Raw genomic sequence first — 21,698 nt, 5'->3', positions numbered from 1 at the left:
TTAATAATTAAAACTTTTTAATATTATTTATGCGGAGATAATAATCAATAATTGGTGGTACAATACTATGGATCTTCAGAATCTAGTTTCGGAATACAAGGCAAACCCTACTTCTTCCCTTAAGAATCATATCGTAAAAGAGTCCATTCCTCTTATTAAAAGCATAGTTGGTAAAGTGAATAGTCCCAACTCGCCATTATGCGGTAAAGATGATTTAATTAATATCGGAGCAACAGGTCTTTTACAAGCGTTGGATAACTATACTCTTGATAAGGAAGTGAAATTTAATACGTTTGCCTATTATAGAATCAGAGGTAGTATTATCGATTATCTGCGCTCAGTTGATGAACTATCAAGAACAAACCGAGCTCGCTACGGCTCTGCACAAGAGACTACTTGTTACCTACAACAAAAATTGGGACGAAATCCTTTGGATCACGAAGTTGCTGAAGAAATGGAACTCGAACTAAACGACTACCACAAGCTTCTTTCTAAAGTTCAACAGCGTGTTGCTCTTTCACTAGACGTAAGTATTAGTTCTGATTCAGAAAGCTCTCTTTCAGAAAGAATTGAAGATCTTAACTTTGAATTACCTGATCAATCAATTATTAATGAAGAAGATGCTCAAGAGTTAAAACGCGCAATTAAATCCTTAACGGAAAGAGAGCAAATAATCTTAGCTCTTTATTATTACGAGGAGTGTACTTTAAGAGAAATTGCTGAATCCTTAAATTTAAGTGAGGCTCGTATTTCACAAATAATTGGCAAAATGTTAGTCACCTTAAAAGCGACTCTTAAAGAATTGGTGCTTGTCTAATAAACAGTGATCAGTGGACGGATTCTAGCTAATCTCTTTGTTCCTATTCCTTTTATCTGCATCAGTTCTTCTATACTTGAAAACCCATCGTTAGCTAATCTATAATCAATTATTCTTGAAGCGTATGTTTTCCCGATACCAGGCAATAGTTGCAATGTAGCTTGATCAGCTGTATTTATATTAATTGGGTAGACAACCTCAATTGCCGAACCCGCCTCAAGTTCTTTTGCTCTTAAGACTTTCGTACCGATCTTCGACTCACTTTTCCAAATTGCTCTGTTATTTTCTCTGGCAATCGCTTCATATTTCTTAAAAGCCTCAACTGAATCTTTATTCTGTTTGAAATCTCCGGAATAAGTTCCAAAACCATTGATCAGCATTTCTCTGTTTAGTGAATTTTTCTCCCCCTCTTTATCAACAATTACGTAAGCGAAAAGTCGGTTATAAGCTGAGTATGCCTCGCCCCCGTCGTAGTCATAAATTCTCACTTTTCTTCCTTCCAGCAAATTCTTTAAATAACCGGCAGATGCTCCTGAAAAGTAATCTGCGGAATCTCCACCAGCATAAATAGATGGAACCTCAACTCCCAAAAGTTGTACAGGATATCCGAAACCCGGTACTATTTCGATCTCAAACTCTGCTCCGTCCCGAATTGCAAATACATCGTACCATTTTTCCGGATCTGTTTTTGGAGAAGGTCCATAACTTTTTCCTTGAGCCCTGTTCATTACTTCTTTAAAGTTTTGGTAATACTGGTTTGCAATCTCATCAGAATAGATAATAAGTGTATTTTCATCGTTACTGAGTTCTGCATTATTGGAGAAATTATAGGAGCCGGCAATGACCACTGCTTCATCCTCAGGTGAGGGTTCATTGACGTCAATAATGATTAGCTTACTGTGCAACTTTCTTGTTTCACGAGCCGGAAGTATAGTTCTGTTGCCTAGCTGTGCTTCCGGGCTGCCCCAGATTGCTCCTGTGTTTCGGTATCTACTAAAAAAACCGGGATCTATAACTCCTTCTAACTGAATGTCAGTATTAATACTTTTGCTCCAAATTGCTTTGCTGATCGGAATAGTTGGAGTAATTGCAAAAGCCTGAAATCTTATATCTGACTGCGTCTCCGTATTTATCACCTCTACAATTCGGTCACTTACACTTGGCTTTGTATCATCTCTGTTGATGGGTGCGAAGTAAACCTCAATTTTTGTTCCGCCGACATCAAAAATATGCTCGGATACATCTTTTTTATCTTTATGAAATACGGCCCGGTACGGATCGGGTGTATCACCAGTTGAACCCCACATTTGTTCAAATTCCTGCAAATACACCGCCGCTACTTCATGATCTTTTATAACAATCGTATTGTTTGTGTTATATGCTCCGGTATAAGTCAGATTTGTAGAACCAGTCCAAACATAATCATCATTTTTATCCTCAGACAAAGCATCAATTACCGCAAATTTATTGTGCATATCGGCTCCGTCGTTGATCAGATCATTATCTGAGATCTCTCCGTTTGGAAAATAAATATCTCCATCGTCATCAATAGAGGTAATGCCCCCTTTTCTGAAGATCTCCCATATCCTTTCGTCCAGAATCCCCCCGTCCGTTCTGTTATGATTATCAGTTACCACACGAACTCGCACGCCTCTTTTTTTTGCGCCTACCAATGCATGAGCTATTCTCTCGTCTTCAATATCATAAATAGATAGATCTATACTGAACTTAGCTGAATCAATAAGGTTTTCAAGAGTGGAGATAAGATCCCACGAATCATTAGCTTTGTTTCCCTCTGCCATAACCGAAGTATCGCTTGGCATATTAAAATAGACCCTGATCCATTCGCTGTTTCTATTTTCCTGAGCTAAAACTGAAATCGAAAAAAGCAGAGTTAGAACTGTAATAAGAAGAAACTTAACTTTCATAGAATACTTTTAGCATTACCATTAATATGTAAATTAACGTATTTTCGAATACCTCATTGTAAAACTTCAACTTTTCAGCTTATGAAAACCGAATTTTTAAATCCGATTCATTGGAAAAAATCTGTTCTGGTAGTAATACTTTCTACATTTGTGCTGATTTGGTTTGGTTTTGTAGACAGCTATAGCTTGCTTACCAGAATAGGTTTGAATAATCAAAAAGCTGATCTTAAAGAAAAGATTGAGGAGCTAAATGCTTCTACTGAAGTTTTAAAAACTAAAATCGATCATTTGCATCAGGACGCTCAACTCCTCGAAAAAATTGCACGGGAAGAATACGGCATGAGAAAACCGGGCGAGACTGTATATAAAATCCGACGAACAGAATAACCGGGATATTTTAAATGAAAGCAGTTGCTGTAGATCTGGGTGGCACCAATATTAAGGCCGCTATTGTAGATAAAGAAAAAGGAATTATTGAACAAACATCTACTCCAACCCACGCTGAATTAGGTCGAGATCATCTTTTAGATAGAATTAGCGCTACTATAAGAGATCTTGTTTCAAGACACGAAGTCATTGGTGTTGGAATGGGATTGCCGGGAATGGTGAATCTTGAACAAACTATAGTCAGGAATCCCCCAAATCTTCCGGGATGGGATAGAGTACATGCCGCTGAGGAAATATCCAAACGCACCAATCTTTCCTGCAGAATAGAAAATGATGCTAATATTGCTGCTCTTGGTTCACTTCATTTTGGAGTAGGACAACAGTACAACGATTTTATTATCATCACACTTGGTACAGGCGTTGGTGGCGGCATCATTATTAATAAGAAATTATATAAGGGCACTAATGGAATGGCAGGAGAGCTCGGGCACGTGATCCTGGATTATCATGGCCCACTATCAAACAGCGTTACAAGGGGCACTGTTGAAGCTTATTTAGGACAAAAGTTTTTAAGTCGATTTGCTACCGATTTGATCATGCAACAAACCAGCAATCCACTTTATAGTAAATTTCACAAAGATTTTGATAAACTTGAGCCGGTTGATCTTACTATGGAAGCGGACGAAGGCAATGAACTCGCTATCGAAATTCTGAGAAAAAGCGGGGAACGTCTTGGATATGCCATCATTAATTACACTCATATGCTGGATATTCGAAAATATGTACTCAGCGGGGGCGTTTCACGTGCAGGTAATTGGTTATTTGAACCTGCAAGAGAAATAATTAAAAAGCATATGATGTTGCCGTTTCAAGAAGGTCTTGAGCTTGTATATGAAGACCTTGGAAATGACAGTGCTTTACTGGGAGCAGCCGGGCTGGCCTTCGATTCTTTTGCATAAAAAACGCTTTTAATGGATCTCAAAAACTACGTACATGCATGTGCCCGCTTGCTCTTTGCTTGTGTAATAGTTTTGTGTATTTCAACATTTTCGATTGCTCAAACTAAATCTGATTCAACTTCTTCTGCAAATCAAAAAAGCCCTGCCGTTAAGAAAAGCAATGTAAAAGATGCAGTTGAATTTCAGTCGAGCGACTCCTTAGTTATAAATTTAAAAGATGGTCGCAAGGCCTTCCTTTTTGGTCAGGCAAAAGTTTCTCATTCTGCCGGAGAACTCACTGCCGGTAAAATAGAAATGGATATTCAGAAAAATCAGGTGGAAGCCAAAGCTGAATCTCAAACCGATACTCTATCTTATCCTGTATTAAAAAGAGAAACTGATGAGATCAAAAGCACACGGATTTTATTTAACTATAAAACTCAGCGAGGGAAATTTGAAGAAGCCAAAATTCAGGTCCCCGATGGTTACCTGATCGGTTCTAAAGTAAAGAATGTAAATCAGGACGAAGTTTTTATTGAAGACGGTATTTACTCTACCTGTCCGCCTGATTATTTGTATTACTATATAAAGGCTAAAAAAATGAAAGTTGTGGATCAGGAGGAAGTATTCTTTGCCAATGCAAGGCTTTATATTCTTGATATTCCTTATCCAATTGTCTTCCCTTTTGGTTATGTGCCGTCTTCTTTTGAAAAGAGGCGATCCGGTCTTTTAACTCCTACATATGCTTTTGACGCTCAGTCTTCACGTGGATTAGGATTGCAGAATTTAGGTTGGTTTCAATACTTCAACGATTACTTTACTGCTCAGGTCAGCAGTGATGTATACACTTCGGGTACTTTTTTCGCGAATAGTAATTTTCAATACCGCAAAAGAGATAAGTTTTCCGGCAATGTGCAAATAGGGTATTCCCGGGATCAAGGTTTAGAAGAAACAGATCCAGATTTTACACGGACTGTCCAAAAATCATTAGTGATCAACCATAATCAGGATTTTTCACCTTATTCCACTATCAATGCCGGAATAAATTTACGTACTCAAGACTTCTACAAGCTAAACTCTTATGATATTGATGACAATGCTACTACAACCTCTACTTCTAAGTTAGCTTATACTTACAGACATCCTGAAAATGATTTTAACTTTAGTATTAACTCTCAGCTTGCTCAGAATTTCAACAATAATACAACCACATTAACCGGACCAAATAGTACTTTTTCTCTTGCAACTATTACACCATTCAAAGGAGAAGTAAGCAACGATTCAAAATGGTACAATAACGTAACCTTAAACTACAGGAACACCTTTAATTCCAGATTCAGTTACGCACCAATTGATGGTGATTCTGCTGAAGTAACTTTCATAGACGCTCTATTTGATCCCTCTAAATATGAAGAAGCAACGGGTGATGAAGATCATTTTAAATATGGTTTCCGACAAACGGCAAGCGTCGGGATAAGCAGATTGCTCTCAAGCCCTTTTCTAAATCTTTCTGCCAGTGCAAACTTCAATGAATACTGGTATCCAACTTCTACCCGGCAATATTTCAGCCCTGACTCAACATCAGACCCAAACCCTGTTAAAACTGAAATAGTTCGTGGCTTTACATCTGCTCGTGATTTCAATCTGGGATTGTCCTTTTCAACCACTTTTTATGGCGTATCAAATCAGAAGATCGGGAAACTGGAAGGATTCAGGCATACAGTGACTCCTAACCTTTCTTATAATTATCGTCCTGATTTCAGCGATGAAAGTTGGGGATTTTATCGCAGTGTCCAAACTGATACTACCGGTAATAATTTTCGACGTTACTCAATATTTTCAAATGAAATACTCGGTGGTCCCGGGGCCGGAGAACAGCAGGCGATCACCTTCTCTATCAGCAATTCTTTTGAAACCAAGATCGTAAGCAGAGACACGACCGGAGAAGTGCATGAAAGAAAACTAAAATTAATTGATAATTTAAGCGCCAGTGCTTCCTATAATTTTGCCGCCGACAGCTTAAACTTTAGTGATATAAACACTTCTCTTTCTTCCAATGCATTGAAAGGAATACGGTTGACAGCCGGGGCTAATTTTTCTTTATATCAGGTTGACAGTTCAGGAAGAGAAATTGATCGTTTTCTTATTAACAGCGGGGAAAAAATAGCCCAACTTCAGAATTTTAATGTTTCCGCAAGTTATTCCTTCCGGGGCGGAAAAAATGGCCCTGAAGCATATACTCCAATTTACAGAAGAACTTATGATCCGTATGATCAAAGCAGGTTCTCTCCAATAGATACTCACTTTAATGAAGAGCCGGTAGCACCTCTGAATTCTCCCTGGAGCTTCTCGCTTAAATTCAGTTATCGCTGGCAGTATAGATTCGATCAAAGCCCGACCAGATCTGCCGTATTAAATGCAGATAACATTTCGTTCAAACTCACCCCAAAGTGGCGCTTTAATACAAGGATAGGGTATGACTTTATTCAGGAAAAACTAACTCCCTCACAATTTGGTTTAACCCGTAATCTGGAATGTTGGGATCTGACTTTTCAGATCAATCCTTTTGGAGAAAATCAGTACTACTTTTTTAAGCTAACACTAAACAGTGCTCAGGTACAAAGCTTGTTCCAAAAATTACCGATCCTGAAAAATCTGGAGAGAAGTTCTTCGCCTACTGGAAGAGGCTATAACAGGTACTAATGATCAGATTGAATCCCGTCCGATAGACGCCAAATACTTTACCACGTATTTTCCAATAATATCAAATTCCAGATTTAGCTTGTCGCCCGATCTCTTGTTTTTAAGATTGGTATGCTCCCAAGTGTATGGAATAATCGCAACGGTGAATTCATTCGCTTTCTCTCTGGCAATTGTAAGGCTGATTCCTTCCATCGTAATACTTCCACGCCCTACGATCATATTTTGATTTTCCTCAGGGTATTCAACCGTAATCAGCCAGCCTGTTTCTTCCTTTTCGATTTTTTTAATAGTTCCAACTGTATCCACATGCCCCTGAACCAAATGACCTTCAATTCCTTTTTGTAAAGTAAGTGAGCGTTCAAGGTTAACCAATGATCCTTCCGTTAATTCTCCCATTGAAGTTTTCCTCAATGTTTCTTCCACGCTTTGCACGGTAAAAGTTTTGTCGTCAAACGCCGTAACAGTGTGGCAAGCCCCGTTTATGGAAATGCTTTCATCCTCATGACAGGTCTCTGAAAAACTGCATTCGATGGTAAATTCCATTCCTCCGCCATTCAGACTTTCAGCAGATCTTATGGTTCCTACTTCTTGTATAATTCCTGTGAACATAATTCTAAAAATATCCGGTTAATAACATATCATCACCTACTTTTTCCCAACCAACCTCTTTCAGTTCTGCTATTTCATTCATTTTATTGATTCCAATATTCAACACAGATCTGGTTCCGGCTCCTAGTAATTTTGGTGCTATAAACACACAAAGTTTATCTACCAATCCCTGCTTAATCAGAGCTGAAGATAACTGCTGACCACCCTCTACCAAAATAGAAGAAATGCCTTTTTGGCCTAGCATCTTAAAAGCCTCTCTAAGGTCAACATGACCGTCGAGTTTTGGAGTTTGAATGATCTCACCCCGAAAATAATTCTGTGCCAGAACTTTTAGCATTGGGTCGGCTTCGTCCTGTGACGCTTCTTTATTCCAGGTTAAAATAATAGTCTTTTTTTCATGCTTATCAGAAAACAGATTTAAAGATCGGGGCAATTCAAATGGCCCGTCAATAACTATACGCTTTGGTTGCCTTCCTTTAACATGACGAACTGTTAAACCGGGATTGTCTGCCATTGCAGTTGTTCTTCCAACCATCACAGCGTCGTATTCTGCTCTCCACTCGTGAACTTTCTTTCTGGATTGCTTGCCCGAGATCCATTGAGAGTCTCCATCAGCAGCGGCTAAAAACCCATCCACTGTTTGCGCAATTTTGAGAGTGATAAATGGTCTTCCAAAGTTTTGATGGTGGATAAAAAACTCATTTAATTGTTCTGCTTCTTTTTCAAGAACGCCAACTTCTACTTCAATCTCCGCATTTTTCAAAATTCGTATTCCTGATCCGTTCACTTTCGGATTAGGATCCTTCATTGCAACAACTACTTTTTTGAGCGGATATTCAGTAAGCATGTCAGCACATGGAGGCGTTTTCCCTGTATGTGAGCATGGCTCTAAAGTAACATAAACAGTGGCGCCATTGAGCTTTCTCTTATCTTTTACCGATGCAATGGCATTTACTTCCGCATGGGCTTCACCAAACTTTTTGTGATATCCCTGACCAATTTTATTTCCGTCACCATCAATGATTATACACCCTACCATTGGATTTGGAGAAACATTCCCCTTCCCTTCTGAAGCCAGTTCTAAAGCTTCTTTCATCCAGAATTCATGTATTTCTTGCAGAGTTGCCATATTTAAAGGTACGGAGTGTTAGAATGCATCAAAAACAAAAAAAGGCGAGAAGTAATCTTCACGCCTTTTTAAATTCTGAAATAATTTCTTAAAAAATCAGCTTTGAATTAAGCGGCTGCGATTATCAACGATCTCAGCTTCTTTTTTAAGTTGCTCTAACCAAATAGCGCCAAACTTCTGGTTGATCTCTCCTTCCAGTCTGGTTCTGATTTGTTGTCTTGTTGCTTCATCCAAATTATCAATGCTTGGAGTTTGTTTAGAAGTAACGTTAACTATATAAGCCGCACTGTTTCCTTCAATTACACCTGATGTTTCTCCTTCTTCCAATTCGAAGATCGCTCCAATTACTTTGGGCTCACGGCCTGCACGGGTTAAAACTGCTGAACTTTCAGCAAGACCTTCAGCGGTAATAATTTCTTTTTCGGTAGCTGCAGCTAAAGCTTCTACCGTTGGGTTTGAAGCCAATGCTTGTTTAGCATTTTCTACCGCCAAAGCTTTTTTCTTCTCTAGCTTTACCTGAGTTTGAATTTGAGCTTTTACATCTTCTAATGAGCGGTAACCTTCCTTTGTTTTTTCATCAAGCTGAACTACTACAAAATCAGTACCAAGCTCGATAACATTGGAAATATCTCCTTCATCAGCTCTTTCCAAGAATGTAAGAACCTGCTGACTATTCCCTAAGCCTGAGATAAAAGAGCTACCTTTGGTTGCAAAAATTGACTGGATCTCTGTGTCTACTCGCTCCGCTTCTGATGCGAAATCTGTTTCTTCATCTGCATAGTATTGAAACTCTCTGGCTTCTTCATTAGCATCTCTGATAGTACCTTGCAGTGCTTCAATTTGTTTTGAGAAAACTACAAACTTGATCTCATTTCCGTTTTCTTCAACATTTTTGATAATGCTTACCTGTCCTGCGTTTAAGAACGGCTCTGTAACTTCGCCTTCCTCAATATCCAACACTGCACTATACTCTTCACGCACATCATCTTTATCAATAAAGGTTGCTGAATATGGAGTAGTTGATTGTCGTCTGTTTAGGAATAGAGAATCACTTTCAGCTTCTGCAAAGCTGCTTCTCAGGTCTGTTACTTCTTTAAAGATCGCAGCAGTATCATCAGCTGTTGGTAGATAACTAAACTTAACTACGCTGGCTCTGTAGTTTTCTTCTCTTTTGTACTGCTCTTTATTAGCATTGTAATAGTCTTTTAAATCTGCATCTGTTACAGAGATTTCTTCGTCACTGATATCAGCAAACGGAAAGCGTACATAAGAAAGGTCAGCAAAAGTATTCTGCTTTAAATATTCTTGTTCAACCTGCTCGTTTGTTACCTGAACACCCGCTGCGATATAATTCGTTAGTTTTTCTTGTCTTCTTTTTTGACGCAATTGCAGATCAAGAGAAATTGCTTGCTGAGAAAATTCAGTATTTGTCAATACCTGATCAATAGCAGCTCTGTCAATAGTACCATCTGCACGGCTGAAGTTTTGAACAATGATAGGATCCGGATTGTCTCCGTACACCATATCTAAAAGTTCTGCATCCGTAACAGTAATGCCGAGCTCATCCATTTTCTGTTCGATCAAGCGCGAGTTCACAAGTTCATCCCAAACTTGCTGCTCATAAATTGCAGTGATCTCCGGAGTCATACTGTTTCCGGTTTGTTGTACATACAAATTATTGTAGTACTGTACTCTCTGATTATATTCCTGAAGAGAGATGTCATCTCCGTTTACTTGACCCAAGTTATTCGGTCCGGCTTGCATTGCTCCAAAAAAGTCTACATCAGCCAGTACCCAAATCAAACCAAATGAAACAATAAGTATGATTACAATATATTTGGTACCGTTTCTCAACGTTTCCATTAAACCCATAGCAGGTGTCCTCTAAAACAGTTCTTAAATTTTTGATTATCTCTTGATGCAAAGCATCAAAAACAGCTTGCAAATATAACGGAATAAGCAGGAAATTGAAAGTCTAAGAAGAGCTTTCTTCATTAAAAGACCTCTACAAGCCTCATATGCTTGAGATATTTTTTCGGATCCTTCTGAATGTTCTTTACTAACTCGTTCAAATTGAAGGAAAGGCTGTCTAAATTGGTGTACAACGACTCATCGTTGACCATCTTCCCAAATGTTCCTGTTCCTTCATTTATCTTTCCAAGAATATCATTTAATGACAAAGTAGTTTTGTTCAGCCCTTTGCTCAGTGTCTCTAATTCCATACTGGCATTCTTTAAACTTGTGAGCATAGAATCAACTTCAGCTTTATTTCCTTCGGAGAGCTCATCGAAATTTTGAGCCGCATTACTCATACTGATGATCATGGAATCAATATCGCTCTTTCGTCTTTCAATCAGTTGTTGAACATCTTTACCTGTTTTTTCGAAGCTACTGAGAGTATTCCCTATTTTATCTCTATTGTCAGAGTATAGAGAGGAATCAAGTTTACCCATCAATCCGTTTAGCCTTGTTAAAGAAACATTGAGCTTGTCTATAGCTTCATCACCTTTCTCTGAAAATTTATCTATCAATCCTTGCTCAGTAACACCTTCTAAAAAAGATTCCCATTCAGCCTGTTCAGCACTATTCGATCTCACAATTTCAACTGTAACAGATCCAAAAACTTCAGGTGATACAAGCTTAGCTTTAGAGCCAACAGGTATAGGGATTGTGCTTGTGATATTCAGCGTGATCAACATATTATCAGAATCTACCTGATATTCAATTCCCTTTACAGTCCCTATTTTCAAACCCTTAACATGAACTACGCTTCCCGGAAGTAACGCATCTACTCTGTCAAAAGTGGTGTAAAGCACATTAGACTGTCTAAACACCGGTTGATCTTTCATGATTCTGAAACCGACAAAAGCCACAATGATTGCTGCAATTACTACGAGACCGATTTTCATCTCGTTACTTAGATTGAATTTCGATTTTTCCAATTTCTATGCCTTTATTTTATACTCACTTGCTGTTGTAAATTCTACAAGTGGCGGATGTTCACTCTTTTTCATTTCATCGATACTTCCGAACCAGCTTAACTTTTGTGAATCCAGAAAAGCTACTTTCTCTGCAATTGACAACACACTATGCATATCGTGTGTAATTACGATCGACGTAAGATCGAAGCTATCAGCCATACTTACAATTAATTCATTAATTTCTTCTGAAGTCTGAGGATCCAGTCCTGATGTGGGTTCATCATAAAGCAAATAATCTGGTTTCAAGATAATTGCTCTTGCTAAACCTACCCTTTTACGCATTCCACCTGATAATTCTGAAGTCGCTTTATTACCCGCTTCCTTCAGATTTACCATATCCAATGCTTCCTCAACTTCTTTCTTTATCTCACCTTCTGTTTTGTTGGTGAAATACCGTAATGGAAATGCAATATTTTCAAAGGTATTAATTGAATCGAATAACGCTCCCCCTTGAAATAAAATTCCAAACCTTTGCCTCATTAATCTGAGTTCGGAGTAATTTAGATCGAACACACATTGCCCGTCTATTATCACATCACCGGAATCAGGATACATAAGCGCATTCAGATGCTTTAAAAGAACTGACTTCCCGCAACCTGACTTGCCAATTACAGCCAATGTTTCTCCGTCTTCTATTTGAAAAGAAACATCTTTCCAGATCAGGTTTTTACCAAAACTTTTTGTGAGATTATTTATTTCTATCATGATTACAAAAGTATGGCTGCTAATACAAAATCTGCTAAAAGAATATAGATACAACTTAAAACTGTTGCTTGAGTTGTAGCATTCCCTACTCCCTCAGCACCACCATAAGCAAAGTATCCCTTAAAACAGGAGATCGAGGTTATTACAAAACCGAAAACAAATGATTTCAAAATTCCGAATACTACATCTTCAGGAAAAAAGAATAATCTTCCGCCTTTCATAAATTCTGCCGCAGGTAAAATCCCATCAGCCGCCCCTGCCACAACACCGCCAATAATACCCAGTGTTGATGCGATTATATATAAAACAGGGAACATCAAAACTCCGGCAAAAATTCTAGGTAAAACTAAGAAAGCCACCGAATTGAACCCCATGGATTCTAAAGCATCAATTTGCTCACTTACCCTCATTGTGCCGAGTTCAGTTGAAATTCTTGCTCCCACTTTTCCGGCCAGAACCAACCCACTAATTACAGCTGCCAGTTCTATAATCACTGATTGAGCTACGATAGATCCAACTATGTAAGCAGGATAAAGATCAGTATCTAATTGATATGCAGTTTGAAGCGTTAGTACAGCTCCCGTAAATACACCCACCAAAATAATGATCGGAATTGACTGATATCCTATTTTTACGAACTCATTAAATAGATTCTCTCTATAAGTACTAAATTCAGTTACAGAACGTAAAGCTTGGTATAGTAGTAAGGTATATTGTCCGAGTTGCTTTAGTGCTTCCATCAACTATAGAGAAAATTCATGTTTGTGATAACCATTTTCGGGCTTTGCTTATTCAATTGATTATATTACAAAACATTTTACCTAATTGTCATTTTCAAATTGAAAGAATCGAAATCTTTATTATTTCTTAGCCTTTTCTGCTTATGGGGAATTTCTTTATCTGCACAATCGGATGTTTCTACCATATTCAGATTTCTGGATGTAACTCCCAATGCTAATGCATCTGCTTTAGGAGGAAATCATACCGGGCTTTTTGAGGGAGATTACTCTTCATTTCACATCAATCCGGCTTACTTGTATGGCTCGGTTAACGGGCAGGTTTCTGCTACTTTTGTCAATTTACTTGCTGATTCCAAGATGGGTTTTACCAATGGAACTTTTCAAATAAATGAGAATAATCAAATTGGGTTGGGTATCAGGTTTCTCGGGTATGGAGATTTTAAAACGCTGGACAAAGATGGAAATGAGCTAGGAGATTTTAACGCCATTGATATTGCTGTTTCCGGTGGTTATGCAACAAAGATCGCAACAAACTGGAGCGGCGGTGTTGCTCTGGATTTGATCCATTCTTCTTATGAACAGTATAAATCCAGTGCTCTTGCGGTGTCGGGTGGTATCTATTATAAAAATATTGAGGAGCATTTTAGTTTTGGAGCATCAGTAAGAAATTTGGGAACACAGCTTTCTACTTATGCCGGCGTAAGAGAACCTTTACCTCTTGATGTCTCTGTTGGAGTTTCAAAAAAGCCTGAAAATTTTCCGGCCGAACTTAGCTTTACTTTACGCCGACTTAATGACTGGGATATGCGCATTGTTGGTGAGACAAAATCACCGGAGTTTTTCGATAATGCTTTCAGACATGTGATCTTCGGAGGTAAATTTGATTTTGGGGAAGACTTTCATGTCAGGTTGGGTTACAACCGTTATTTACATGAACTAAACAAGACAAAGGAAAATTTTGACTTTGCAGGTGTTGGTTTTGGTGTAGGGTTTATTGTTAAAGACCTGATCATTGACATCAGCCGGAATTCTTACAGCGAAACCGGCGGTGTGGTTCAGTTAAGTGTTAAAACTACATTATAGGAATGAATGCTTTTAAGACCCTTGTTGAAAATCCCGGATTAAAAAATATAGTCACAGCGTCATTCATTATGGTGATTATATTTTCCGTAGGATCAGCTGGATATCATTTTCTTGAAAACATGACATGGTTTGAAGGCCTTTATATGACCTTCATTACAATTTCCACAATTGGATTTACAGAACTTCATACTCTTTCTAATCAAGGACGGGTATTCACAATGTTGATCTTTGTAACCGGTATTGGTGTTATATCCTATATCGCCTCACAGACAACTCAATTATTGTTCGAGGGTGAACTTTTTTATAAACGCGCTATGAAAAAACGACTTGAGAAGATGGAAAACCACTACATTATTTGCGGTTATGGGAGAATCGGGCACAGAATTGCAGCTGTTCTCAAAGATGCCGGATTGCCCCTGGTTATTGTTGAGAACAGAAAGTCCGGTATTGAACAACTAAAAGAAGACAAAATACCTTTTGTAGAAGGAGATGCTGAAGACGAAGACACATTGCTGGAAGCAGGAATAGATAAAGCTCAATCTTTGATATGCACTCTTTCCAGCGATCAGGATAACGTGTTTACTACGCTGCTTGCAAGAGACCTGAATCCCAAATTGTTCATTCTAGTCAGAACAAATGAAACCACGAACAAAAATCGCGTATTGCGAGCAGGAGCTGACAAAGTAATTTCACCTTATGAAATTGGCGCAGACAGAATGGCAAATGTAATTCTCCGACCACATGTAGATCAATTTGTTGATTCTATTACGAAATACACGATGCAAGATCACACATTCGACGAAGCTTTGGTTGCAGAAGGCTCTGTTTTGGATGGAAAGTCACTCGCTGAAATAAACCTCAGAACACAATATGGCGTTTTGATCATTGCTATTATTCCAAAAGGGGAAAGCATACAATTTAACCCTGATAGTTCTTCTCAAATTAATGTGGGAGATTCCTTAATTTTGATCGGTGACTTAAATCAAATTGACAAGTTCAGAAAAGAAGTTTGTAACGATTCCAGACCGCTTGCTGAACGCACACGTAATACCGAAACTTTACATTTATGATCAGATATTTAACAGCAGGCGAATCTCATGGCCCCGCACTTACGGGAATTGTTGAAGGAGTGCCTGCCGGTCTTCCACTCACAGAAGACGATTTAGCACAACATTTAGCCCGCCGCCAAAAAGGCTATGGCAGAGGTGGAAGAATGGCTTTCGAAAAAGATCGTGCTATTTTTAATTCCGGTGTTCGTTTCGGTAAAACAATGGGCGGTCCTGTTTCCATGATTATGGAAAACCGTGCTTTTCAAAAAGATGAAGCCGGCTGGCCAACAGTAATGAACAAAGAAACTGAAGCTGATGGCATCGAAAAGATCACACTACCCCGTCCCGGTCATGCAGATCTTGTTGGTACTCAAAAATACCGTTTTGATGATATCCGTCCTGTCATAGAGCGATCAAGTGCACGTGAAACCGCAATGCGTGTTGCCTGCTGTGGAATTGCCAGACAGTTTTTGAAACACTTTGGAATTGAAATCGGCGGACATGTCATCCAAATTGGAAAAATAGGTTATAAAGACTGGGACTCGGTCCGGAAAACCGTTGACCCTCTCTATGAAAAGGGTGCTGAAAACGTTTACAAAACTGCCGACGAATCCGACGTACGCTGTCTTGATAAACAGCTTTCTGAACAAATGCGAGAGGAGATCAAAATTCAGAGAAAAGCGGGATCTTCTCTTGGTGGAATTTATGAGATCATAATTACCGGAGTTCCAGTAGGTCTGGGAAGTTTCACACATTGGGATCAAAAACTGGACGGAAAAATTGCACAGGCAATAATGGGCACCCAAGCCATGAAAGGTGTTGAAATCGGTCTTGGATTCGAAGCAGCTAAAAGAGATGGGCAAAATGTTCATGATGAGATTACTCATGATGGTTCTAAGTTTAATAGAAGAACCAATCACTCAGGAGGTATTGAAGGAGGAATGAGCAATGGTATGCCAATTATTATTCGCGGAGCAATGAAACCTATTCCTACCATGTTAAATCCTTTAGGAACGGTGGATATGCATACTCTCAAGGAAACTGAAACCAGATATGAACGATCTGATGTTTGCGCATTGCCAAGAGCGGTTGTAGTAGCTGAAAGTGTTATTGCCCCTGTAATTGCCAATGCATTTCTTGAAAAGTTTGGCGGAGATTCTATCGCTGAAATTGAAGAAAGATTTAAATCCATATAAATTTTGGAATCAAAAATTTCAAAGCTAGCTAGTAAATTAAAGGAGAGTCCAAATGATTCATTTTTAAAGTTTGCTTTGGCCTTGGAATTATTAAAAATTGATCAACACGAAAAAGCGTTATCACTTTTTAAAAATATTCGTAATAATGACCCTGATTATGTGGGAGTGTATTATCATTTGGGAAAATTATATGAAGAATTAGGAGAGAACAATTTGGCATTGAAATGCTATAAAGATGGTATTACCGTTACAACCAAGCTAAAGGATCAACATTCACGATCTGAATTGCAGGGAGCACTAATTAATTTAGAGATGGAAATTGAGGACAGTTTATGAAGTCTATATTAAATAAAACCATTAAAGCAGTTTTACTTAGCCTGTTTGTGGTCTTTTTTTCTAATTCGATCAACGCCCAGGAACAGAAGACCTATCAGGTTAAAAAGGGAGATACTTTTTACAGTATATCAAAAGCTCTGGATGTTACAGTAGCGGAATTGAAAGAATGGAACGGCATCACCAGTAACGCTATTGAAATCGATCAGGAACTAATCTACTATATTCAATCCACCCCACAAGCAGTTTCAGATTCACTACCCCCTGAAGACACGACAACTCTAATTAGCACTTCATCCGGTACGCCAAACACATATTATCTTGTAAAAAGTGGTGACAGTTTGTATAAAATTGCTCAGGAAAATGATATGACGGTTCAGGAGCTAAAAGACCTGAATAATTTAACCAGTAACAATTTAAGAATTGGGCAGCGATTAGCGGTTAAATCAGTGAGTATTGCACCGGTCGTTTCTGAGTTTTCTAACGAGTCATCCCCGCAGGGCAAGTTCGCACTTTACACTCTTTCAGGTTCTGATAATCTTAATTCTGTCTTGAATAAATTTGAAATGACGGAAACAGAGCTACAAGCACTAAACCCTCAGATCGACGTAAATAATTTAAATCTTGCAAAGAACATTACCGTTCTTTTGCCTCCATCAAAAACTTTTGATAACCCTTATTTGGAGAAAGCTGACCTTCAAGATCTTGGATCCGTTCCTGTTATGGTATATTCGGATTCTGATAAAGGGAATGCCACAACTAATGGTGAACTCTATAATCCGGAAAAATTGACTGCTGCTCACTCAAATATTTCAATAGGTTCGGTAATTTTTGTTGAAAATCCTATAAATGGAAAGGGAATTTATGTTCGTATCAATGATCGAATTACTAATGCAGGATTGAAACTTTCTCACTCCGCTTTTCGAATATTGGACTTGATTCTTAATCAACCACAATCAGTTTCGATCTATACCGACAGTTAATGGAAAACACCTTAAAGACATATTTTTCAGATACAAAAAATCTACTTTACAGTTTTCTTATAAGTCTACCACTTTTTCTTGCTTACGAATTACTGATTCTTATCTCGCAACCCGACTCCTCTCAAATAGTTCGAATCAGTGTTGATTCCTGGTTCAAATCTATTTTTTCTTTATTCGGTGTTAATACTGTTTCTATTACTCTTTTGATCGTAGCCTTATTCGGAATGTTTATTCTTTATAAAGAACGTGAACAACTACGCGAGTTAAGATTTAAATATTTCCCTCTTATGATCGGAGAATCTACTATTTATGCCGTTCTGGTTACTTTAGTTGCTACGTTTTTTGTATCCATGGTTTTTGCGATTTCAGCTAATGATCCTATCTCCTCACTCACTGGCTTACAAAAATTCGCCTTATCTTTGGGAGCCGGTCTTTATGAAGAACTTTTTTTTAGAGTGATCTTGGTTTCAGTACTTATTTTGGTCTTTCAAAAGGTATTTAATAACAAGAACTGGGCAGCTATTACAGCTGCGGTCGTTTTATCTGCTTTTCTATTCAGCATGGTTCATTATGTTGGATCCATGGGAGATCCATTCACACTGTCATCTTTTACTTACAGGTTTGTGTTTGGATTGATTCTGAACGGTATATATGTGTGGAGAGGTTTTGGAATTGCCGCCTGGACACATGCTCTTTATGATTTAATGGTACTTTTTGTGCTATAAGGGTTTCACTAACTCGTTAATAGTGTTTATCTATTTACCTCTTTAGGATGTAATTACTACATTGAGAGAGTGTTAAAAGAATAGAAAATTCATGTAAGCTTCTTGTATATAACAACTTAGAAGACTACATTGATTTCAGGAAATTAGGACATTCAATGAGGGATAACAAAAAAAAGCAACAAGAGTTTAATAAGGAGATCATTCCACATCTGGATGTTATGTATAACTTTGCGCTTCGTTTGACTACAGATCCCGTTGATGCTGAAGACCTGGTTCAGGACACGATCGTTAAAGCTTATCGTTTCTTTAGCAGCTATGAAAATGGTACTAATGCAAAAGCCTGGCTTTTCAGGATTCTCAAAAACTCCTTCATCAATAATTACCGAAAAACATCAAAAAAACCTCAACAGGTAGACTATGACGAAGTTTCCTCCTATTACGAGTCCGTAAGAGCTGAGCGAACAGAAACTTCTGATCTTGAAAATCTAATGTTCAGAGAGTTAATGGATGATGAGATGTCTATAGCATTGAAACAACTTCCTGAGGACTTCAGAACAGTTGTTCTGCTTTGTGATGTAGAGGGCTACACCTATGAAGAGATTGCCAACATGCTGGATGTCCCTATTGGTACAATTAGATCCAGACTTCACCGTGGCAGAAATCTTCTTAAAACTGAATTAATAGATTACGCTAAGAAAAGAGGCTACAGAGGAGATTGATCCAGTATTGGATTCATGTTATCAGATCTTTCTTTTAACCCTAATGTTACTCTCATTGTAGTTCCCTCATTCAATTCAGAGCGGAGAACGTAAACAGAACCCTTGTGATAGTCTTCAATAATTCTCTTTGTAAGACTCAGCCCTAAACCCCATCCTCTTTTTTTGGTACTAAATCCCGGCCTGAATACATTTCTTACATGCTTTATATCAATTCCTGCTCCCGAATCCTCAATATCTATCAATATCTCTTCCCCATCTATTGAAGATGAAACTTTGATAAAAGAATTCTTTTGGGCAGAAGGCAGAGAATCCATTGCGTTCTTAACCAAGTTTTCAATGGCCCATTGAAAAAGGTCTGGGTTTATCATCACAAAACCTTTTGCTTTAAGATTTTTTTCGACTTTAACTGCTTTTCCAAGTCTTGGCAATCTTCTCTCCATATATACCATTACCTGATCAAGGATGGGCTCAATATTCATTAATTTCAGTTCAGGCTCAGAACCAATTTTTCCAAACCTTTCGGCCACTCCGGCAAGTCGTTGAACATCTTTCTCTATCTCATTGGTAATATTAATAGCTGTTTCATCATGTCGGTATTCATCCTTCATGAGTTGAAGCCAACCATATAAACTTGATATAGGAGTACCCAGTTGGTGGGCAGCCTCTTTAGCCATACCAACCCATAAATTAGATTGTTCAGAACGTGTAATACTTCTATATGATGTATATCCGATTCCTAAAAGCAATGCTAAAAGAAGAATTTGAATGAATGGAAAATAGCGTAACATTTGAACGGTGGGGCTTTCTCCGTAATACACTAACTGTTCAAATTGTTTTTTTTCATCCCCAAAAATGATTCGGACCGGAGGGTTCAAACTTCGGTATTCACGGATCAGTTTTTCTCGTTCTCTAGCAGTACTTAAACGTGTAGAGTCAATATTTTTTGAAGCTGCCAAAAAGTTTCCTTCTCCAACTACAATAGATGGAACTTTAAATCTTTCCTGACTTAAAATGATTTCTTCGGTAACAAAATCAATTGAGCTTTTGGCATTTTCAGCGTCATAGATAAGTTCAATTACACTATCCGGGACACTGGGATATCGTTCAAGCATTTGTGCCACTTTAAGAAGCTTTGTACTGGCTTGCTCATTTACCGGAAGACTGTTGAACTCTATTCCTTTTGCCCACAATTCAACACTTGAACGTTCTTGCTCTAAGATCTTACTTACTAAGTATTGATTATATACTACAGAACCGGCACCCAGAAATACCAACAGGATCACCAGTACAATTTTTATCCTATTTGAAGGAACAAAGAGTTTCATATCAAAAATCTAGAATTCACTTAATGTATGAATCTTTATGAAATGAAAAAGCCCTGCACATTTTTTCTGTACAGGGCTTTTAATCTGTTTATGCAGAAGCTTTTTGCTTTTCGTAAACCGGAGGAGCATTCTTTACAATGGTTTCAGCCGTAATCACACATCTGGAAATATCCTTCATGGAAGGTAATGTAAACATGATATCCATCATGGCTGCTTCCATAATAGAGCGCAAACCTCTCGCTCCCGTTTTTCTCTTCTTAGCTTGTTCAACTATAGCTTCTAAAGCTTCCTTTTCAAACTCCAGTTCAACATCTTCCATCTTGAAGAGTTTTTTGTACTGTTTGCAAAGAGCATTCTTAGGATTCTGAAGGATGTCCAGCAACGCCTCATCAGAAAGTTCATGCAAACCGCAGATCATTGGTAAACGACCAATCAATTCAGGAATCAATCCGAATCTTTGCAGATCTTCAGGTTCAACATGTGTAAAAATATCAGGCTGATTCTTATCAAACTTTACACTATCAGCATTGTGGAATCCCAGAGATCCGGTAGACATACGTCTTGAAATAATATCTTCTAAACCAGAGAACGCACCACCACAAATAAACAGAATATCAGAAGTATCTAATTGAATAAAGCTTTGTTCGGGATGCTTTCTTCCTCCTTTTGGCGGAATATTTGCAACTGTACCTTCCAAAATTTTAAGTAGAGCCTGCTGAACACCTTCTCCACTAACGTCGCGCGTAATTGAAGGGTTATCACTTTTACGAGCTACTTTATCCACTTCATCAATGTAGACAATTCCTTGTTTGGCGCGATCTACATCATAATCTGCAGCTTGTAATAAATTACTTAAAATGCTTTCCACATCTTCGCCTACATAACCGGCTTCAGTAAGCACAGTGGCATCAGCAATTGTAAAAGGCACATCAATGATCTTTGCCAACGTACGTGCCAGTAATGTTTTACCGCTTCCCGTAGGTCCAAGAAGTACAATATTACTTTTCTCTATCTGAGTATCATCAATCTCTTTATGATTGTTATTGACACGTTTATAGTGATTATAGACTGCAACGGAAAGGGTTTTCTTGGCCTGCTCCTGTCCTATTACATATTCATCCAGCTTTGTTTTTACCTCAACCGGCTTCAAAAGTGGTTTTACCGGTTTATCTCTTCGTCGAGCTAAAGAAGCCAGATCACTTTTGATAATGCTTGATGCATCTTCAACGCAACGGTCACAAACATAAACTCCCGGTCCTGCAACCATGCTGTTCACTTCAAGGCTTGAACGGCCACAGAATGAACAATTTACAATATCGTTGTTTTCCTTTTTATCGCTCATAGCACT

20 protein-coding genes are annotated in these 21,698 nt (G+C 38.3%); 11 read left to right on the top strand and 9 right to left on the bottom strand.

Annotation, left to right across the window (positions count from 1 at the left end; genetic code table 11):
* Positions 1 to 67: 67 nt before the first annotated feature.
* Positions 68 to 817: a sigma-70 family RNA polymerase sigma factor gene (locus tag A8B79_RS10850; RefSeq protein WP_066222283.1), complete on the top strand. Its 750-nt coding sequence runs from the start codon at positions 68 to 70 to the stop codon at positions 815 to 817.
* On the opposite strand, the gene A8B79_RS10845 is transcribed toward A8B79_RS10850, so the two are convergent.
* Complete coding sequence (locus tag A8B79_RS10845) at positions 814 to 2,745, bottom strand: phospholipase D-like domain-containing protein (RefSeq protein WP_066222281.1); 1,932 nt, start codon at positions 2,743 to 2,745, stop codon at positions 814 to 816. The genes A8B79_RS10850 and A8B79_RS10845 overlap by 4 nt on opposite strands.
* 81 nt (positions 2,746 to 2,826) lie before the next feature.
* Between A8B79_RS10845 and A8B79_RS10840 the strand changes: the two genes are divergently transcribed.
* The 3 genes from A8B79_RS10840 to A8B79_RS10830 are packed head-to-tail and all read left to right on the top strand — an operon-like array spanning position 2,827 to position 6,773.
* Positions 2,827 to 3,132: an FtsB family cell division protein gene (locus A8B79_RS10840; protein WP_066222279.1), complete on the top strand. Its 306-nt coding sequence runs from the start codon at positions 2,827 to 2,829 to the stop codon at positions 3,130 to 3,132.
* Between the two features lie 14 nt (positions 3,133 to 3,146).
* Positions 3,147 to 4,091 carry an ROK family protein gene (locus tag A8B79_RS10835; RefSeq protein WP_066222277.1) on the top strand — a complete coding sequence of 315 codons (945 nt, stop codon included), beginning with the start codon at positions 3,147 to 3,149 and terminating at the stop codon, positions 4,089 to 4,091.
* A 12-nt stretch (positions 4,092 to 4,103) separates the two neighbouring features.
* A complete protein-coding gene (locus A8B79_RS10830) occupies positions 4,104 to 6,773 on the top strand; it encodes a putative LPS assembly protein LptD (RefSeq protein WP_153038423.1) in 2,670 nt (889 codons plus the stop codon).
* A 3-nt stretch (positions 6,774 to 6,776) separates the two neighbouring features.
* On the opposite strand, the gene A8B79_RS10825 is transcribed toward A8B79_RS10830, so the two are convergent.
* From A8B79_RS10825 to A8B79_RS10800, 6 genes are all read right to left on the bottom strand, one after another.
* On the bottom strand, positions 6,777 to 7,382 hold the full coding sequence (locus tag A8B79_RS10825) for a riboflavin synthase (RefSeq protein WP_066222274.1): 606 nt from the start codon (positions 7,380 to 7,382) through the stop codon (positions 6,777 to 6,779).
* A 4-nt stretch (positions 7,383 to 7,386) separates the two neighbouring features.
* Positions 7,387 to 8,511, bottom strand: coding sequence for a bifunctional diaminohydroxyphosphoribosylaminopyrimidine deaminase/5-amino-6-(5-phosphoribosylamino)uracil reductase RibD (gene ribD, locus A8B79_RS10820; protein ID WP_066222272.1), 1,125 nt, complete (start codon positions 8,509 to 8,511; stop codon positions 7,387 to 7,389).
* A 96-nt stretch (positions 8,512 to 8,607) separates the two neighbouring features.
* Positions 8,608 to 10,374, bottom strand: coding sequence for a SurA N-terminal domain-containing protein (locus A8B79_RS10815; protein ID WP_235603675.1), 1,767 nt, complete (start codon positions 10,372 to 10,374; stop codon positions 8,608 to 8,610).
* A gap of 131 nt (positions 10,375 to 10,505) precedes the next feature.
* Positions 10,506 to 11,453 (bottom strand): MlaD family protein, encoded by a 948-nt coding sequence (locus A8B79_RS10810; protein WP_066222266.1) that lies wholly within the window; start codon positions 11,451 to 11,453, stop codon positions 10,506 to 10,508.
* A 3-nt stretch (positions 11,454 to 11,456) separates the two neighbouring features.
* Complete coding sequence (locus A8B79_RS10805; protein ID WP_066222262.1) at positions 11,457 to 12,197, bottom strand: ABC transporter ATP-binding protein; 741 nt, start codon at positions 12,195 to 12,197, stop codon at positions 11,457 to 11,459.
* Positions 12,198 to 12,199: 2 nt separating this feature from the next.
* The gene (locus A8B79_RS10800) at positions 12,200 to 12,937 is read right to left on the bottom strand and encodes an MlaE family ABC transporter permease (RefSeq protein ID WP_066222259.1); all 738 of its coding nucleotides are present in this window, start codon (positions 12,935 to 12,937) and stop codon (positions 12,200 to 12,202) included.
* A gap of 99 nt (positions 12,938 to 13,036) precedes the next feature.
* Between A8B79_RS10800 and porQ the strand changes: the two genes are divergently transcribed.
* From porQ to A8B79_RS10765, 7 genes are all read left to right on the top strand, one after another.
* On the top strand, positions 13,037 to 14,020 hold the full coding sequence (gene porQ / locus A8B79_RS10795) for a type IX secretion system protein PorQ (protein ID WP_066222256.1): 984 nt from the start codon (positions 13,037 to 13,039) through the stop codon (positions 14,018 to 14,020).
* 2 nt (positions 14,021 to 14,022) lie between these two features.
* Entirely contained in the window at positions 14,023 to 15,090 is a 1,068-nt protein-coding gene (locus A8B79_RS10790) for a potassium channel family protein (RefSeq protein ID WP_066222253.1), read from the top strand.
* On the top strand, positions 15,087 to 16,265 hold the full coding sequence (gene aroC, locus A8B79_RS10785; RefSeq protein ID WP_066222250.1) for a chorismate synthase: 1,179 nt from the start codon (positions 15,087 to 15,089) through the stop codon (positions 16,263 to 16,265). The genes A8B79_RS10790 and aroC overlap by 4 nt, the downstream gene beginning before the upstream one ends.
* 3 nt (positions 16,266 to 16,268) lie before the next feature.
* Positions 16,269 to 16,601, top strand: a complete 333-nt coding sequence (locus A8B79_RS10780; protein WP_066222248.1) for a tetratricopeptide repeat protein — start codon at positions 16,269 to 16,271, stop codon at positions 16,599 to 16,601.
* Positions 16,598 to 17,581, top strand: coding sequence for a LysM peptidoglycan-binding domain-containing protein (locus A8B79_RS10775; RefSeq protein WP_066222245.1), 984 nt, complete (start codon positions 16,598 to 16,600; stop codon positions 17,579 to 17,581). Before A8B79_RS10780 ends, A8B79_RS10775 begins: the two co-directional genes overlap by 4 nt.
* The gene (locus tag A8B79_RS10770) at positions 17,581 to 18,306 is read left to right on the top strand and encodes a CPBP family intramembrane glutamic endopeptidase (RefSeq protein WP_066222242.1); all 726 of its coding nucleotides are present in this window, start codon (positions 17,581 to 17,583) and stop codon (positions 18,304 to 18,306) included. The genes A8B79_RS10775 and A8B79_RS10770 overlap by 1 nt, the downstream gene beginning before the upstream one ends.
* 155 nt (positions 18,307 to 18,461) lie before the next feature.
* On the top strand, positions 18,462 to 19,025 hold the full coding sequence (locus A8B79_RS10765; RefSeq protein WP_066222235.1) for a sigma-70 family RNA polymerase sigma factor: 564 nt from the start codon (positions 18,462 to 18,464) through the stop codon (positions 19,023 to 19,025).
* On the opposite strand, the gene A8B79_RS10760 is transcribed toward A8B79_RS10765, so the two are convergent.
* Both A8B79_RS10760 and clpX read right to left on the bottom strand, forming a co-directional pair.
* Complete coding sequence (locus A8B79_RS10760; protein WP_066222232.1) at positions 19,010 to 20,350, bottom strand: sensor histidine kinase; 1,341 nt, start codon at positions 20,348 to 20,350, stop codon at positions 19,010 to 19,012. The two genes, A8B79_RS10765 and A8B79_RS10760, sit on opposite strands and share 16 nt — an antisense overlap.
* An 88-nt stretch (positions 20,351 to 20,438) precedes the next feature.
* Positions 20,439 to 21,692, bottom strand: a complete 1,254-nt coding sequence (gene clpX / locus A8B79_RS10755; RefSeq protein WP_066222230.1) for an ATP-dependent Clp protease ATP-binding subunit ClpX — start codon at positions 21,690 to 21,692, stop codon at positions 20,439 to 20,441.
* Positions 21,693 to 21,698 lie beyond the last annotated feature (6 nt).

Origin of the sequence: Balneola sp. EhC07 (assembly GCF_001650905.1) — a bacterium.
Classification (GTDB): Bacteria; Bacteroidota; Rhodothermia; order Balneolales; family Balneolaceae; genus Balneola.
The sequence above is the reverse complement of the archived record's forward strand: the minus strand, read 5'-3'. Positions and strand labels throughout refer to the sequence as shown.